Genomic DNA, 17,883 nt, shown 5'->3' on the forward strand with positions numbered 1-17,883 from the left:
TCCGTCACACCGCTACTTTTCCACCAAAGGGAATAGAAGCTCTTGATTTTCCTGGGTATACATGTTTTCTTTCGTAATGACAATGGCATCTATATTCACCTTTGGGTTCACTTTGATCCCGTTTAGGGCCTGTACCGCCGTTTCAACGGACAAATAACCCATATTGAACGGCTTTTGCACAACTGTCGCCTGTATGATGCCTTCCTCCAAAAGTTTGATCTGGTAAATGGAACTGTCGAAACCGACAATCTTGACTTTATCTATCCATTGTTTCTCTTTAACAGCCCTGGCTGCCCCTAAAGTAGCCGATTCATTCAAACCGGCAATGCCTTGAATGTCCGGATACATGGACAGCAGATTCTTCACCAGGTCATACGCTGCATCCTCTGTCCCATTAAACTCGTAATTACCTGCATATTCAATTCCTGGAGAATCAGCAACTGCTTCCTTAAATCCGTCCTTACGTTCCTTTTCAGCTATCGATCCTGTGCCGCTGCTTAGCGTCATTACTTTATATAATTTGCCGTTCCGCCTTCCGGCCAATATCATTCCGGCTTTTCTCCCCGCTTCCGTATTGTCGGTTGCAATAAGGCTTGCCTCTACATGGGTATGGATGGGTGAATCGATCAGGATCAGCCTAGTGCCGGACTCCTTTATTTTTTGGGCGGCAGGTGTAAGCCGATCGTAATCTGTTGCTGCGAGGATGATAGCGTCGGGCTTTTTCTCAAGAGCCTCGTCCACGTTGCGAATTTGTCCAGCTGTATCCGATTCCGATAACGGTCCCGTAATGTCGATATTTACATCGAATTCCTTTGCTGCTGCCTTTACACCTGTACTAACCATCTGCCAATAGTCTGAGCGAATATTGTTCGATTTCAACACGACAGCGATCTCAAACTTTCTTTGCTTCGTAATTCGCAGCATCTCCACGCTGTATACCACTAAAAATCCGATCACAATAACGAGAAGTACGGCCAAAAAAACAGGCTTCTTATGTGCCATCTATAACTCCTTTCTGGACACATTTGGGTAGTACGATCGTAACCTTAGTACCTTCCCACTTTTCGCTCTCAAAGGTAAGACCAAACTCATTTCCGAACAATTTAATTCGCTCATTCACATTGCTGACCCCAATCCCCCTGATAATACCCTCTTTCAACTTCAAAATTTGGTCCAGCTTTTCCTGTTCCATGCCTACTCCATCATCCGCAACGACAAATACAATGGTATCCCCGTCTGCTTTCCCAGTTATTTTAACTAAGCCAGACTCCAACTTATTTTTGATACCATGATAGATCGCATTTTCAACAATAGGCTGTAAAATAATTTTGGGAATATGAACTTCAAGTATACTGGGATCAACATCGATCTGAAAGTCAAGCTTATCCTTGTATCTCATCGTTTGAATCAACAGATAGTTGGTAATATGTTCAATTTCAACTCGCACGGGGACCGTTTCATTATTTTTATTAATAATTGAGCGAAACAGCTTGGCTAAAGAAGAAGTCATCAGAACAACTTCATCGTGCTTTTTACGTTCCGCCATCCAAATAATCGAATCCAAGGTATTGTACAAAAAATGGGGATTGATCTGTGCTTCAAGCAGCTTCATTTCGCTCTTTCGTTTGCTTTCCTCATTCTGAATAATTTGATTCATTAAATCTCTGATTCGACCCACCATGATATTGAAGGTATGACTCAATTGTCCAATTTCATTCTTGCTCCGAAATTCCGATCGGATGCTGAAGTCTCCTTTTTCCACTTGTTTCATGTTGCTTTGCAGCATCTTGATGGGTCGCGAAAGGTGGCGGGAGATGAAAAAGGAGAGGTACAAAGCGATCACTAAAGCTAAAATCGTCCATAAAAAATAAGACAAATTGATTTGATATTGGTTGGCGATCAGCTCGCTTGCATAGGCGACGCCGACGATTTTCCATCCGAAATGAGTCTCTTGGATCGTGTAAATCCGTTTTTTGTTTCCTTCTCCCGTTATGAAGCTGCCACTGCTGGATTGTTTGACCTTATCGATCATCTCCGTCTTTAGATTGCTGTTAATAAGCTTCTGCTGAGGGTGATAAACGATGCTTCCATCCTTGTCGACGATGAATACATATCCTCTTTTTCCCAGGTTAATGTGATTACAAATTTCATTGATGACACTCAAATTCAAATCAACCAAGAAAATGCCTTCTCCTGTTATGCCGTCTGCACTCTTCAGCTCCCGACTCAATGAAACGACCCAGCGGTACTCATTCTGGATAATATTTTGGACGTGCGGGGCAGAAATGACGGATTTACCACCTTCTGCCTTCGCATTTTTGAACCAAGGCTGTTCCTCAATATTTGCGTTTATGTTCAAACTTGTAATTCTGCGGTCTGAGACAAATCGGTTGTTATACCCAAAAACCATGATCGAGGCAATATCTTTGCGGGTAATTAATATCGATTGAAATAAATCGGATATTCTTTTCTCATACGGCCTACGTTCCTCATCGTTTATGAAGCTCGTCTCCGTAATGTAATATTTCACGTCTTTGTTCGTTGATGCCAGCATAGAGATATCTTCCATATTGGTTATGTAGGATTGGATGTTGATATTAATCTGTTGGATAATTTCAGATATGTAATGTTTGGAATTCGTTTCTACCGCGTCAGCCGAGAGACGATAGGAGATATAGCTCGTGATTACGATTAAAAATAAGATTAAGCAAGAAAAGACGACAGAAATACTGGATTGGATGCTTCTAAATTTGAAAAGAAACAACCCGACATCCCTTTCTTTTCTCATTGAATTTTCTCCCTCAACAACTTTTCTCGATATTCGGTAGGGGTTGTCCCCGTATTTTTTTTAAACAGCACACTAAAGTATTGGGGATCGCCATAGCCTACTTTTGACGCAACTTCATAGGATTTCATTGGGGTATGCTGCAGCAAATCTTTGGCTTTTTCAATCCTAACTCGAGTTACATATTCCATAATCGTTTGTTCCTTATGCTGCTTAAATACAGTACTGAAGTAGCTTTTACTCAAATGTACATGGCGGCAGAGGTCATCGACCGTAAGGTTCTCGTCAGAATAATGCTTCTCGATATAGGCAATCACGCTCAGAACTTGCATTTTCGTTTGATCGTTTCTTTGCTCTGAAATATATGAAATTGCTTCTTTACAAATCGTGTTGAGCCATGTTTCAATTTCATCCAGAGTTTTGAACCGATTGATATCTTCTAGTAGGATTTCATGTCCTTTAAAATGAGCACTGTCATCTCCAACCAACTCGTGAATCATAGTCATAATAGCAATAATAATCGCTTGAATTTGTAAATAACAGGCTCCCAATGACATCAAGGAATCCTTTAGTTTGCTGATTAATTGCCCAATTAGAATTTGGGCTTCCTCGAACGTCCCCGTCTTTATCAGCGTAGAAAACCTGCGGTTCCATTCGATATCCAGCTGCTGCGCGGGTTTATTTGCACCTTCCATATCCAGGATGCTGATGACCCTATTTTTACCATGCAAAAAACGGTAATCCAGTGCGGAGATTGCCCCTTTGTAAGAAAAAGGGAGCTCGTTTAAGGTGCTGCACAGCTTACCGACACCAACCGTTACTGTAAATTTCAAATATTTCTCTATGCAGAAGCGAATCACTTCAGATAAGTTGATCGCAGTTTCATTGAGTCCTTCTTCCGCCTCCCCGGAAAAAATAACGATAATTCGTTCTTCCCTCGTTCGAAAGACGATTACATCTTTACCCTCCATAACTTCTTGAACAATATTAAAGGCCGCGTATCGGAAAAGCTCAGGATCGTTTTGCCATCTTTCTTTTTTTATTTCGTCTAAGTCGTCAATGTCAATCGCTACGACAAGATAAGGTGGAGATATCAGAGGAAGGCTGAAATATTCAAACCTTTCTTGGATCTTTAAATCTCTTAATGTCCCGTTGATTAACTGTTCAAGAAAGCGTTCTCTTAATAAAGGTAAGCTTTGATGAAGTTGCATTTTAAGGTGAGAGAGATTTTCGCGATTTTCCGCTTCCTTATCCATCTCTATTTTCACTTTGTCAAGCAGACTGCGAAGTTCGTTTGCCGTAATAGGCTTTACGATAAAATCGTGTACTTTCAAGCGCAGTGCCTTCTGGGCGTAGTCAAACTCATCATGACCGGTAAGGATGATCACCTTGATATAGGGATAATTCAAATGAATTTGTCTAGTCAATTCAATTCCGTCCATAAATGGCATACAAATATCAGACAAGACGAGGTCTGGCTTGAGTTCTGAAATGGCTTCCAAAGCTTCTTTGCCATTCCGATAGTCTCCAATACATTCAAAACCGTGCCTATCCCACTCTATACTCTCCTTTATTCCTTCTCTCACTTCAGCTTCATCATCGACGATCACAATTCTATACAGTGTGTACACCTCCATTAATTCGGCTTATCGAAGGAGAACGCTTTCAAAAATTCCCAAGTTTTGTTTTCTAATATTATACAAGTCTTTACTCTCATCGGGAAGAAGTTTATTTTGTACTATTTTATACATTTTTTTCGATTCTGAACGCCTAGCTAAATACCCGGGTTGACTTGCTTCCATGTACATAACGCCTAAGGCCTCCTCCATACAACAAAAATAATAAGCGTTCTCCAAATAGAGTGAACGCCTATCTATTGATGCTTTCGAATTAATTACAACACATAAAGGAAGCAACTTACCGCTCAGCGGCAAGCTGCCCTACCTTAAAAATTAAACATCCAAACCAAGTTTCTTCAAATAATTGAAGCTCGTCGCCAAGCAGTCAAATGGATCTCGACCATAACAGTCGTCTTGTTCAACCGGCGCCCATTCAACACCAACTTGTTTACAAGCCTCCAAAATCCGGGAGTAATTCATATTACCTTCACCAATCTCGGCAAATCGCTGCTCCATATCACTCATTACTGCAAAATCTTTCAAATGTACGAGTTTCATTCTTCCTTTCAGTTTGTTTATCCATTCTATTGGATCTGCTCCTCCAGATTGTACCCAGTAGAGATCAAGTAAGAATTCAAAGTCTTCTGGGTCAGTCTCCTCCATGAGGATTTCTAGCCCGGTTTTCCCATCGAATTTCGCGAACTCAAAAGAATGGTTATGATAAAAGAATTGTAATCCTGCCTGTTTTAATTTTCTTCCAATGTCCGATGCTTCTTTGGCGAAAGTTATATATCCTTCTTTGCTGCTGCGATTTCCCGGCGGCATACCTCCTAATCCTACATATTTACAATCCCAAATCTTATGCTTCTCAATAACAGCATCCAAGTTATTGGTTAAATCCGCATATGGAATATGGGTCGCACAGATCGTCAGTTGCTCCCGGTCTGCAATTTCTTTCAATTCCTTATTACCGATAGGACCTATTCCTGAAACTTGAATGGCGTGATATCCGATTTGTTTAATCTTTTTCAGACTGATAGAAATATCCTCGGGTGTTTTTAGAAAATCCCTTATTGTATAAAGCTGTGCTGCTGTTTTCATTTTGTCACTCGCTTTCATAGAATATTGAAACAACCTCTTGTTGCGGCCTGCTTAGAATTTGATATTTGCAATATACGATTCAATCCTTGTCGCCTACAAGTCGCAATTGTTGCGCAGAGCCGCAAACCCAAGGCTTTGCCTACGGTATGTTACATTCCATGCTCCAACGAGATGGGATACTTCGCTAATCATAAAAACAAGCTGAACCCCCGTGTTAAATCAAAGGGTTTCAGCTTAGTATTGACGTCGCTTAGGTTTAGCAAAATAAGATTCCATTTAAGAAATACCACAATTTGTGTGATCAAATAATACATTAGTTATTTCATTTTGATAAAGTAACGTCATCAAAGTTTACCCAATTTGTAGTTGCACCTGTAACATATACTTCTACACTATCACCTACATTTAACGATATATTGGACATCGTTTGTAGGTTATAAGTTGTATTATTAGGAATATTTACACTAGCAATTACCGCATTATTAACCTTTATCCCAAACACGCCGCCTGTAGATATAGATGCCACCCAACCAGAAAGAGTATATGTTCCGGCTATAGGTACACTAATCATCTGACTTACTTTTTTAGCGGTTCCTCCGTCAAGCCATGCCCTTTGCGAGCCAGTGTGAGAAATTCCGCCGCTTAATCCAGTTGGCTTAATACCGAATAAACCTTCCGTAAATATACACCAAGGGTCCATCTTTGTTTGTTTTCCTGCATGTTCTTCCTCCATGAATGCATCTAACACAAGCACCTATCCTTTAATGGCTCCATCCGCCATACCTTTTACAAAAAACTTTTGAAGAAACAGATAAACAACTGTAATTGGCAACATCCCCATCAAACATCCGGCTGCTACCCAATTAATATTACTTTGGAACTGTGAAATAAACATGGATAGAACAACGGGAACCGTTTGAAACTCTCTTTTTTGCAGAAAAAATAAGGAAAATTGATAATCATTCCAAACTTGGACACCAATTAATATAACAATAGTCGCAGTGATAGGTTTTAATAATGGCAAAATTAGACGAAAGAAAATAGCGTACTGATTGCAACCGTCAATGACGCCTGCTTCATCCAATTCCTTTGGAATTGTGCTTATAAAGCCAGTGTAGAGAAAAATGGTCATTGGAAGAGCAAACGTTACTTGTGCTAACGAGATCGCCCAGTACGTATTAATACCTCCAATATCCACAATCAATTTATACAGAGGTACTAGAATCGTAAGTGCAGGGATAATTAAGCATGATATGCAGACGGTGTAAATAAAATTGTTCCATTTGGTTCTATGTCTAGCCAGCGGATAGGAAGCAATCGAACCAATTAGAATAACTAGCACAAGAACGATAGCTGTGATGATTATATTGTTCAGAATCGCTTTGCCTAAGTGCGCTTGCTTCCAAACGTCCACAAAGTTACTAAGACTTAATGAAGTAGCTGGAAGCCACTTGGAACTTACATCGCTTGCACCCTTAAATGATAAGTTTATTAAAATATAAAAAGGAACAATATGAACAATCGAGATGAGCCCGATGATGAAATACTTCAAAATGTTCTTACTCACATGCTCACTTCCTTTTTACGTAGCATTCTCAATAAGGTCAAGCTGACAATACCAATGAGTATAAACATCACATTACCCAGAGCAGCTGCATATCCGGCGTCTTGTCGTGCAAAGTACAAGTTGTACATCATCGTAGATAATGATTGAGACGCATAGCCAGGCCCCCCGTTGGTCAGCGCCACAATAACGTCAAATAGCTTCAAACCACCAATGATATTGACGACAACATTAATCGTAATCGACGGCATCAATAACGGTAAGGTTACATTTTGGAAACGTGCAAACCATCTGGCGCCATCGATTGAAGCAGCTTCATAGTAATCTTTGGGTATCGATTGCAAGCCTGCCAAGTAAATAATCATCGCTACTCCCATAAACTGATAGGTGTTAACAAAAGTAATAATCCCTACAGCCACAGGGCCATTAGCGAGCCAATCGGTGGGAGCTTGATGAAACAGGATCCTAATATCGTTAATCGCTCCACCATCATATTGAAAAAAGAAATACCAAATGTAACCCATAATCAACGGACTAATAATAACTGGCAGATAAACAATGGTTCTGACCAAACCTTTTCCACGTATTTTCTGATCCAGGAACAAGGCGTATGCAAGCCCTAACAGGTTTTGAAACAGTGTGCTTCCAAGCCCATATATAAGCGTATTCTTCATCGTTATGAATATTTTTTTATCCGTGAACATCTGGGTATATTTATCCCAACCTATCCAGTTAAACGTTGGTGAGTAGCCATCCCAATCCGTAAAAGAGATTCTAATTCCTTTGACCAATGGATAAAAAATAAATAAACCAAACAAAAGCAAAGCAGGTAAGTACATGATGTTTAACGCATTTGGAGACAAAAGCAGCTTCTTAATCCAACTAGATTTATGTATTTCTACGCGATTTTTATTTTGTATCGCTTTCGTATCTACAGTATTCAATTTTTCTCTCTCCTTCCTAAACCATTGCGAGGCGGAACAAGAATAGCCCATAAACATAAATGCACGTAGGGGCTATTCTATTTCCATCTATTTATCTTTACTTTGTAACTGTTGCTCTTAAACGAGTGTATTCTTTTTTCATATTTTCAGAGAATTGCTTAGCTGTAATTCCGCCAGCAATGATATCTTGACCATTTTTACACATAACATCCCACATGCCATTCGGTAAAAATACACGGTCAAAATATGGAAGTACACGCACATCTTTATACTGCTCATAGTATTTGCTTAAATCGCCGGCATCCACTTTGGCACCTTTGATTCCTGAAGGCAACGCATTGGAAACAGCCACCAATTGAGCATTCTCAGGTTTTGCGTAGTAAGCGACAAACTTTTTGGCTGCTTCTATGTTTTTGGAATCTTTGGAGACTCCCCATGTTGTTTTTTCCCCGCCGACAAAGGTAGGGCTGTCACCTTCAACGATAGATGGAATTGGCATGAAACCAGCATTCAACTTTGGATTCACTTTCTTTGCTTCTTCAATCACATAAGCTCCGTAGAAAAGAAAGGCCGTTTTTCCTTCTGCTAATGCTTTCGCATCATCATTGTACTTAGCCGTTAAGACATCTTTGTTTAAGTAACCTTTTTTGTATAGATCAGCAAACATATTGGCGAATTTATCCCAGTTATTCCAATCAAAAGTACCATCTAGCAGCTGGGCAGAATTGTTTGTAGCGGCACTTGCATAAAGCGGAGTAGCAAAATAGTCAAAATACTGTCCCACTGGCCAGTTATCTGAACCACCCATATGGAAAGGCGCTACTGTACCACCACTTTTGGTTTTAATTGTTTCTGCCGCTTGCATCATTTGATCATACGTTTTAGGAACTGCAATGTTGTATTTTTCTAATACATCCACATTGTAAGCAATTCCTGATTTATCTTGATCCATTGGCAAAACGTATACTTTACCTTTGTCGTCAGTTACAGCAGGTTTAATAGCATCATCCAGAGCTCCTACCCAAGCTTGATCTTTCAAATCAGCCAAATACTGTCCATATCTGATTTTGGCCCAACCATGTGTAGAGAAAACATCCGGTAGATCATTACTTGCCATTTTTACTTTCATCATGTTTTCGTAATCTTTACCTGGAGCACTGAATTCAACCTTGATGGTTGGATTCTCTTTCGTAAAATTATCAGCGATGGTTTGAAGGACTTTGGCTTGTTCACCAACCACGTTTGTTGCTACACTAATCGTTACTGGCTTAGCTGAATCCTTCTTATCCTCTTGCTTTGTTTCCGTTGTAGCAGCAGGTTTGATATCGGCTGCCTGTTTGTTTGAGCCACAAGCGGACAAAATTCCTGTAGTTGCGATTAATATGCACAATGTGGCTTGCCATTTTACACTTTTCATCTTTGTCTTCCCCCTCAGATATGTTTTGTAACTGCTTACATTCATATCCTAACATGAGTAAAACCGTTTTCAATGATGGATATCTACACTCTGATTGCGATTTTCTACACAGTTCAACATGGATTGACACGTCAGCCCCCTAACTATATGCTTGTCTCATAGGAGGCGCTTTCATGACAATCAGCCTATCTCTTCGCAATAAATTAATGATTATTTTTACGGCAACCATTATTTTGCCTTTTCTTACTCTAGCGATAATTCTACCTTATTATTTCAAAAGCTTGATTAGTGAAGAAACGCAGCATGTAACCTCCGGCGCCATGAATTCCTTATCCAGAAACTTAGAAACATATTTGGATGACTTGGATCGTCTGACCTTATTACCTTATTATAACGATGAACTTATACAAGCTCTCAAAATTACCGCATACCAGTCCAATTCGAGCTTAGACGATTATACCAAACTAAGAACTTATCGTGCTCTTAATGGGGCCTTGCCCAGTTATTTGATCAATACAAGAAAAGAGATCCTAAACACAGTTATTGTGACCAAAGATGGAAAAGGATATTTGAGTAGTAGGTTTGATGCGAATAATCTTGTGCAGGACTTTCCCTTTCAGGAGCAAAATTGGTTCCAGAAGGCACTTCTAGCCAATGGTAATGCAGCTTTTGTAGGATCCCATAAACAAGACTACTTATCCGGAACGAATAACACTCGCGTATTCTCAGTAGCTCGTATGATCAAAGATCCCGATTCCAAAGAACCTATTGCTGTTATCATAGCAGATGCAGATTATGGGGCACTGAGCAAAATAACGGAAGATATTTCATTTAGTATGAATTCTATGATTGTGATTATGGATGAGGACAATCAACTGCTTTATTCCAATAAAGAAGTGCCTGACACTTTGGTGACTCAACTCTCTAACAAAAGCAGCAAGATTACAATCGGTGACCAAAAATACGTAACCCTTTCCAAAAACCTAAAATCTGCGAATTGGAATATTGTCGTGCTTCTTTCTGAGTCAGAAATGAATTCTAAAATACAATGGATTTCCACTGTTGCTATCATTGTCTCGGCCGGTGGTATCTTGGTCACTTTCATTCTTTTTATGTATTTAACCAGATGGATCGTAACACCATTTAAACAAATGAATGGCGTCATGAAAGAAGTCCGGACAGGAAACTTACAAGCACGTTTTACCTCTATCGGAAAGGATGAGATTTCACAGCTTGGACAATCCTTAAACAAGATGATTTCTCAATTGAATGATATGATTAACCGCGAATATAAAACGGCCCTTTCCTTAAAAGAAGCTGAATATCAAGCCCTTCAATCACAAATTCAACCTCATTTTCTTTACAATGTATTGACAGGATTTATTGGTTTGAATCAACTAGGTGAAAAGCGAAAACTTGAAGATGCCATATTTGCCTTGAGCGGTATGCTCCGCTATATTCTTGCCAATAATCAAACCACGACAATTGAACAAGAGTTTCAAATTTTGCAGGGATATGCCTTGCTTCAAAAACTCCGGTTCAACGAGAAACTGCAAATTGATATCGGTTACGAGAAACTTGTAGGTTCTTTTCAAATTCCTAAGCTTTTAATTCAACCGATTGTGGAGAATGCGATCATTCATGGCATTGAACCTAGCGAAAAACCAGGTCTTGTTGAAGCTAAGGCTCTTATTTATGTCCATGAAGATAAGGAATTCATCCAAATTAAAGTACGTGATACTGGGGTCGGATTCGAAATGAGTGACTTTCAATCAACCAAGCAACATATTGGAATCTCTAACGTAAAAGCAAGATTAGAAATGCTTTATCCTGATGCTAGTTTCATGATTCAGAGTAGACCTGGAGTGGGGACAACCGTTCATATTACTATTCCACTAGAAGGAGCACATTTATGAGAATTATCATTGCCGATGATGAGACTTGGGTTAGAACGACAATTAAAAATATGCTGATGGAGCTAGACATGCCTCTCGATATTGTTGGAGAAGCAAGCAATGGCGAAGAATTGATTGAAATGTCTCAATTGCATCAGCCTCAGCTCGCTTTCGTAGACATCCGTATGCCAAAGATAGATGGTCTTGAGGCAATTAGAGTAGCGAAAGAGCTGTCCCCCCAAACTAGATGGGTCATTTCGTCAGGTTCATCCGACTTCAAATACGCGCAAGAGGCCATTCGACTAGGCGTTAAAAACTACCTGTTAAAACCAGTTGACCCACAATCATTGTCAGCGTGTGTAGAGGAGATTTCAGAGGATTATAATCATGATTTGGTAAAAGGTAATGATGAATTCGAGTTTTTAATTTCTTCTTTCGTATGGGGCAACAGAACATTACAGGATTTATCAGGATTCCAATCTCATCAGTTTTCCGGCACCCTTATTTGTATAGACAGTTCCTTATCTGAATCTTTAAAGCTACAGCTGATACAAACATGGTTGAAAGAGATACAAACCCATATGAAAAAAACGATGAATCATAAAGATATCAGGTATGCCAAAATTACGCTACGCAATGGCGATTATGCGATTATAACAGCCTGGAATCCTTCGCATCGTTCAATTATGATGAGTATACGCTCAGAGTTAGTCCATTTTATTAAATCCAAGATGATCGAATATAAAACCGACTATTTTTCATTAACTGCTTTGCAAAGTGATATTAGTGATGACTTGGAAACATGTATGGGGCAAATTTCAAGTCTTCAAAACGCAGCTCCGCTAAGGGCCGTCTTACCTCATAGTGGCGTATGGTTAAAGAAAGATTTGGATTTCTATCAAAATAACGATCAGCCTATCGTTGAAATTAGCCGAACTGCTGAAAGGATCGTCCGCTATTATCAAAGCAATGAATACTTATTCTATAAGAAAGAAATAGACACCCTGGAGCGACAATTAACTTCTATTCCCCTGCATCAGATCAAAACCATTCACGCCATCTGTGAATTCTTTAATACGACCATCAAAAGAGCTTTTGACCCTAACAGTCAGTCGAAAATATGGATAGAAAAACTCAGGGAACTCGGCGAGAAGTTGTTACCTACTTCAGCTAATAAAGACTTGGCCAATCAGGATTTGATTAATCATGTCATTCGCCATATTGAGCAGCATTATATGGATGATATCGGCATCCATCAACTAGCGACCCAATTCAATATTACGCCTAATTATTTGAGTACACTCTTCAGCAAACGAGTTGGTGTCACGTTTTCGAAGTACATTACCCAGATTCGTATGCATAAAGCCAAGGAGATATTGATAGAAAAGACGAACATGAAAATTCAAGAAATAGCTAACCAACTGGGTTATTACAGCAGTAGTCATTTCATCAAAACCTTTTCGGAATTTCATGGCTCCTCCCCCTCTCAATTTAGAGAGCAGCATCTTGATAAATAAACATATAACCTTAACAATGAAAGGACGTAGATCATGCAATTGAAATCAGATATCAAGTTATTTCTGCGTATTAAGGGAGCCGGATACCTTCTGATGGCTATCGTTATTTACGGAATCGGAACTGGCATACTAGCTCCCATGAATGCGGTATATTTGAAGGATCATCTAGGTTTATCAAAAGGCGAGATCGCGTCCATTTTCTCTATCTCATTATTTCTGAACATGGTCATTACTTTATCCGTCGGCATTGTCAGTGACAGGATCAAGGGAAAAAAACCAATTCCGATGATTGCTGCTGTAATTTGCACAAGCGGGCTCATCATCTACATGCATGCTGACAATTATATAGAGGCTCTGACTGGCATGTCGATTGCCGTGGGCCCATCTGGATTGATCATGGGACAACTTTTTGCTATGGCCCGCAATCATTTCAAGAAACAAGCCGAATCCATTATGGAAATAGCGATGCTTTGGCTTCGTGCTGGGTATAGCGTTGGTTTTTTTATGGGCCTGCTGTTCGGCGCTAATCTGTATCTGATTACAGGATTCCGAGGAGTACTCTGGGGTAATGTCGCAGGATTTACGGGTCTCTTCTTGCTTCTGTTATTTTATAACGAAATTAAAGGAGCGGCTGAAACCGCAGCCATCAAGGCTGGTGAACCGTTCTCTTTGGCCATGTTGATAGCGCTCTTGATGCTTTTATGTGCTGACGCCATCCGCGGATTGTATTTACCATTAGTTTTCAACGAAAGGTTCGGAAGGCCAGATCTCATGTCGTACCTGTGGAGCGGTCAGGCCGTTTTTGAACTGTTATTCATGACCTTGACAGGTTATTGGGCGGCCAAGTTCGGGAGCAAACCCATCATGGTATTAGGCGGCATATGTGCGCTCGTCACTTATATCGTGTATACACTGTCTTCTCCTTTAGCGCTGTTTTTTACGGTCCAGCCTGTCTATTCTTTATCCATCTCTATTTTATATGGTGTAGCAATGGGTTACGTTCAGCGCATGTTTATCAACCACACAGGCTTTGGGGCCAGTTTGTACCTTTTTATCTCCCAAACAGCATCACTCATCGGCTACTTACTGCCCGTATTGATCCGAGGTATATCACCAACTATTTTTATCATACCGATCACATTGGTGATGGTTGCGCTAGTTATTATAATGAACGTGCTTTATAAAGAGAAGAGAATTTTGAAATCAGGATCTTTAGGAAGATAGCAACAGCGCATTCCACAGATTATCATCGCGTCCCGATTAGTTTTACCCTCGTCATACCACTTTTTGGTCATGGCAGCTGCTTCTTTATAGAACAGCTGCTGTTCGATCAGTTTTACGGTTACTTTCGAATCGCTAAGTCTGCTCTCCCCGTTCTGTTCTCTTGTTGAACTTTCCTTCACCGAAAATTTGTGCTGAAATGATCCCTACCAACAAAGACCATACAGGAGAGGATACCCCAATAAATGAGACGTTTGAAATCGCGATTAGAAAAGCAAACAAGGTCGAGTATCGATATGACGACTCCGAGAACGCAGCTTGCATGCTATTTAACAATACAGCTATGAGAGCAAATCCTGATAACATCGTAATAAAAGCGGAAGGCAGCATTTCAATAATCACAATGACTTTCCATGCAAATAAACCGAATAAAGTGACTAATCCTCCGGAAACTAGTGCCGCACCTAACCGATTTTCTTTCGGACCCGCTTCCTTACTGCTGCAGAGCGCGGTCATCATCCCCCCAATGTTCACGGCATGGCCTCCAAAAAAACCGGCGATAAGCGTGCCAACCCCTGAAAGTACAAGCGTCTGGTTAACTGGAGGCTGAAAGTCGTTTTTCTTCAAAGCAGCTAAAGCCACTGCAATATCGTTTGTCAGAATCAGAACGGCAATCGGAATCGCAATCGAGAAGAAACTGTGAACGGTAAAGGAAGGAATAATGATTTGAGGTAAGGCAAATTCAGCAGCCTCCGGTACTGCCGGAAAATCATATCCGATGAAAAGTCCTAAGACGCCAAAAAGTATGACCCCTAGTAACGGAGGGATTGATTTTGAAATTTTGGGGGCGATAAAAAAACCTAAAATGGCCATTCCGCCAATAAGAGGTGAATCCTTTAACGCCGGAATGATATTCACCACATATTGAAGGACCAACCCGGCTAGCATAGCATCAATAAAAGGCTTTGGGATGTAATCCAACGCTTTACTGAATAATCCTGTAAAGCCAAATATAGCGATAAGTCCCCCCGCCATAATGAAACCGGCTGCCAATTCATTCAGCGTAAATTGATCGACAACTGTGCTTAGAAAAGCAACAGCCGTGATCGAGTGTGCCCCGGCAAAAGGGATCTTGTATTTCCATGTCAATACCAAATTTAGAATACCGCCTAAGCAGTAGACACAGAACAACCAGGAAATCAGCTGCGACCGGCTAAACCCCGCTGTTTCAGCACTATTTATGATCATGATGGCGCCACCCGTGCAGGCCATCAAAGCAGACATAACGCCGGTCGATAGGTTTTGTGTATTCAGAGCTGACATATACTCCCCAATCTATCCTATTGTTTTTTCCTATGAAAAGGTAACTACTTATTTACATAATAGTAGCTTAGCCTCATTGGTATGTAACCACCCAATTTCGAGATTTCTTTCCCAACCAATCCCGCCATTCTTTCCCATCTCATCAGTCCTCTCCACTCCTTAGATGATTCAAGAAATACCAAACACTCTTGGACAGACGCTCGGCAGGCCTTGTAATAACACTCGCTACCACAGGTATTGGTGTGAACGTTGTCCAAGGCAGCAGCTTCCCATAAGATAGCTCTAAACTAGCTGCTGATTCCAAGATCACTCCATACCCCATCCCCTGCATGACAAATTGTTTAACCGTTTCGGTGGAATCGAGAGGCATGATCTCCATATCCCATTTATCGTTTATGGGTAAGGATACAACATCTCGAGGAACAATCAACTTTCGGCTATGGAATGACAACGAAGGTTGAATACCTATCAATCGCTCCTGAGCAAATGGCGTAACTCGAAATGAAAAATGATCGTCTGGCGGCTGCAGTGTCATTCCGATATCAATGCTGCCCATTCTGACTAATCTCTCAATTTCCTCATCCGTTCTTGTTTGCAGTTCTACTGTGATATCGGAATATGTTTCAGTAAACGAATACATGATTTTCGGTAGCAAATAAGCGGCGACTACTTGGGAGGCAGCTACAATGATTTTGCCTCGATTCCCTAGCCGATATTCCTCCATTGCCCGATAAATCTGCCCTTCCAAGGACAGCATGGTCTCTGCATACTCCATCAGAGTAAGTCCTGCATCCGTCACAGCGATATCCCGGCCAACAACCGTAAACAGGGGAACTCCTACTTCCTGCTCCAAACGCTTAAGCTGCATGGAAATCGCAGGTTGGCTCACATAGGTATCCTTTGCAACTTGAGTAATACTCCCCTTTTTAATAACCTGCAAGAACAAGGACAAGTGTTTAGTATTCATAAGCCCCCCAGATATATAATCAAATTATTATGATTATATAATATTAATAGTATTTGTATTATAGATCAAACCATGTCATTCTATAGTCATTCTTTTGAAGGGAAGTGTTTTCACCATGAATATCCAAGAAATAAGAGACCAATTTCCGATTTTAAAGCAGCAAGTTAATGGACATCCTCTGGTCTATTTAGATAGTTCGGCCACATCACAGAAGCCCTATGCTGTCATTGAAGCGCTACGGGATTATTATACGAATTACAACTCCAACGTTCATCGCGGTGCACACACGTTAGGTTCATTAGCTACAGATGCCTATGAGAATGCCAGAGATAAAGTCAAATCGTTTATCCATGCCAGGGAGTCGGCCGAGATCGTGTTCACTCGCGGAACAACCGCTTCATTAAATCTAGTCGCTCAATGTTATGTGAGAGAGTTTCTTAAAGAGGGCGATGAAATCTTGATCACCTTAATGGAGCATCACAGCAATCTCATCCCTTGGCAGCAGGCAGCTAATAAAACAGGGGCAACGCTTCGCTATATTCCCATCCAACCTGATGGCACCATTCGCTTAGAAGATGTCGAGGAAGCTATCACTTCGAAAACCAAGTTCGTATCCATAACCCATGTTTCCAACGTGATGGGAACTATTCATCCTGTGAAACAGATTGCGGCAATCGCCCACCGTCACGGGGCCGTGATTTGCGTTGATGCTGCTCAAAGCGCCCCGCATCTTCAGCTGGATGTTCAAGACTTGGATTGTGACTTTATGGCCATTTCCGGTCATAAGATGGTAGGCCCTACCGGCATAGGTGTTCTGTATGGCAAGAAAGCCCTCTTGGAACAAATGACGCCTTATGAATATGGCGGAGAAATGATCGATCACGTGGACTTATACGAATCCACCTGGAAGGAGCTTCCTTGGAAGTTTGAAGGAGGAACGCCGAACATTGCAGGCGCTATCGGGCTTGGCGCCGCAATCGATTTCCTGCAACAAATCGGGTTAACTAACATTCGTCAGCATGAGAATCAACTGGTCAGCTATGCATTGGAGCAACTTTCATTGATTGAAGAAGTTTCGATCTATGGCCCAAAGCAGCCCGAACTTAGAAGCGGATTAGTCACCTTTAATGTGTCAGATGTGCATCCCCATGATCTCGCAACGGTTCTGGATTCGGAAGGAATTGCGATTCGAGCGGGCCATCACTGCTGCCAGCCTTTGATGAGATGGCTTAACGTTTCATCCACAGCGCGCGCAAGCTTTTATATTTACAATACGGAAGAAGATATTGATGCTCTTGTGAAGGGCTTAAAGCGGGCGATATCTTATTTCAACTACGTATCTCAATAAAAATGTGATGGAATATAGGGGTTGCTCCACAGCAAATTCCATGGAATATTTTCCAATTATTACGCAAATAATAACCAGACCCTTTCTCCATTTTTGCACATTATATCCCCACTATTATTAAAAGATTAGCGAGTTTGTCATATATTCTACTTGAGAGTTCAACAACGAATTCATGAACTGTA

14 protein-coding genes are annotated in these 17,883 nt (G+C 40.8%); 4 read left to right on the top strand and 10 right to left on the bottom strand.

Going from position 1 to position 17,883, the window contains the following annotated elements; translation table 11 throughout:
* Positions 1 to 12: 12 nt before the first annotated feature.
* The 8 genes from GC098_RS10960 to GC098_RS10995 all read right to left on the bottom strand — a co-directional run bounded on the left by GC098_RS10960 (position 13) and on the right by GC098_RS10995 (position 9,430).
* On the bottom strand, positions 13 to 1,002 hold the full coding sequence (locus GC098_RS10960) for a substrate-binding domain-containing protein (RefSeq protein ID WP_171643200.1): 990 nt from the start codon (positions 1,000 to 1,002) through the stop codon (positions 13 to 15).
* Positions 992 to 2,788, bottom strand: coding sequence for a sensor histidine kinase (locus tag GC098_RS10965; protein ID WP_171643201.1), 1,797 nt, complete (start codon positions 2,786 to 2,788; stop codon positions 992 to 994). Before GC098_RS10965 ends, GC098_RS10960 begins: the two co-directional genes overlap by 11 nt.
* Entirely contained in the window at positions 2,785 to 4,422 is a 1,638-nt protein-coding gene (locus GC098_RS10970; RefSeq protein ID WP_246358550.1) for a response regulator, read from the bottom strand. The genes GC098_RS10965 and GC098_RS10970 overlap by 4 nt, the downstream gene beginning before the upstream one ends.
* A gap of 315 nt (positions 4,423 to 4,737) precedes the next feature.
* The gene (locus tag GC098_RS10975) at positions 4,738 to 5,505 is read right to left on the bottom strand and encodes a sugar phosphate isomerase/epimerase family protein (RefSeq protein WP_246358551.1); all 768 of its coding nucleotides are present in this window, start codon (positions 5,503 to 5,505) and stop codon (positions 4,738 to 4,740) included.
* 322 nt (positions 5,506 to 5,827) lie between these two features.
* Positions 5,828 to 6,253: a carbohydrate-binding protein gene (locus GC098_RS10980; protein WP_171643203.1), complete on the bottom strand. Its 426-nt coding sequence runs from the start codon at positions 6,251 to 6,253 to the stop codon at positions 5,828 to 5,830.
* 6 nt (positions 6,254 to 6,259) lie between these two features.
* Positions 6,260 to 7,072: a carbohydrate ABC transporter permease gene (locus GC098_RS10985; RefSeq protein ID WP_171643204.1), complete on the bottom strand. Its 813-nt coding sequence runs from the start codon at positions 7,070 to 7,072 to the stop codon at positions 6,260 to 6,262.
* Positions 7,069 to 7,908, bottom strand: coding sequence for a carbohydrate ABC transporter permease (locus GC098_RS10990; RefSeq protein WP_246320903.1), 840 nt, complete (start codon positions 7,906 to 7,908; stop codon positions 7,069 to 7,071). The genes GC098_RS10985 and GC098_RS10990 overlap by 4 nt, the downstream gene beginning before the upstream one ends.
* A gap of 202 nt (positions 7,909 to 8,110) precedes the next feature.
* Complete coding sequence (locus GC098_RS10995; protein WP_171643206.1) at positions 8,111 to 9,430, bottom strand: ABC transporter substrate-binding protein; 1,320 nt, start codon at positions 9,428 to 9,430, stop codon at positions 8,111 to 8,113.
* A 173-nt stretch (positions 9,431 to 9,603) separates the two neighbouring features.
* Here GC098_RS10995 and GC098_RS11000 point away from each other — a divergent pair, with 173 nt between their 5' ends.
* Genes GC098_RS11000 through GC098_RS11010 form a run of 3 tightly spaced genes read left to right on the top strand, consistent with a single transcriptional unit; the run spans position 9,604 to position 14,066 of the window.
* Positions 9,604 to 11,346, top strand: coding sequence for a cache domain-containing sensor histidine kinase (locus GC098_RS11000; protein ID WP_171643207.1), 1,743 nt, complete (start codon positions 9,604 to 9,606; stop codon positions 11,344 to 11,346).
* The gene (locus GC098_RS11005; RefSeq protein ID WP_171643208.1) at positions 11,343 to 12,842 is read left to right on the top strand and encodes a helix-turn-helix domain-containing protein; all 1,500 of its coding nucleotides are present in this window, start codon (positions 11,343 to 11,345) and stop codon (positions 12,840 to 12,842) included. The genes GC098_RS11000 and GC098_RS11005 overlap by 4 nt, the downstream gene beginning before the upstream one ends.
* Before the next feature lie 33 nt (positions 12,843 to 12,875).
* A complete protein-coding gene (locus GC098_RS11010; protein ID WP_171643209.1) occupies positions 12,876 to 14,066 on the top strand; it encodes an MFS transporter in 1,191 nt (396 codons plus the stop codon).
* 132 nt (positions 14,067 to 14,198) lie between these two features.
* Here the strand turns inward: GC098_RS11010 and GC098_RS11015 are convergent, their stop codons facing one another.
* Positions 14,199 to 15,386: a benzoate/H(+) symporter BenE family transporter gene (locus GC098_RS11015; protein ID WP_171643210.1), complete on the bottom strand. Its 1,188-nt coding sequence runs from the start codon at positions 15,384 to 15,386 to the stop codon at positions 14,199 to 14,201.
* Between the two features lie 142 nt (positions 15,387 to 15,528).
* Positions 15,529 to 16,353, bottom strand: a complete 825-nt coding sequence (locus GC098_RS11020; protein WP_171643211.1) for a LysR family transcriptional regulator — start codon at positions 16,351 to 16,353, stop codon at positions 15,529 to 15,531.
* Between the two features lie 115 nt (positions 16,354 to 16,468).
* Between GC098_RS11020 and GC098_RS11025 the strand changes: the two genes are divergently transcribed.
* Positions 16,469 to 17,701, top strand: a complete 1,233-nt coding sequence (locus GC098_RS11025) for a cysteine desulfurase (protein WP_171643212.1) — start codon at positions 16,469 to 16,471, stop codon at positions 17,699 to 17,701.
* Positions 17,702 to 17,883: the final 182 nt, after the last annotated feature.

Origin of the sequence: Paenibacillus phytorum (assembly GCF_013141715.1) — a bacterium.
In the GTDB taxonomy this organism is placed as follows: Bacteria; Bacillota; Bacilli; order Paenibacillales; family NBRC-103111; genus Paenibacillus_E; species Paenibacillus_E phytorum.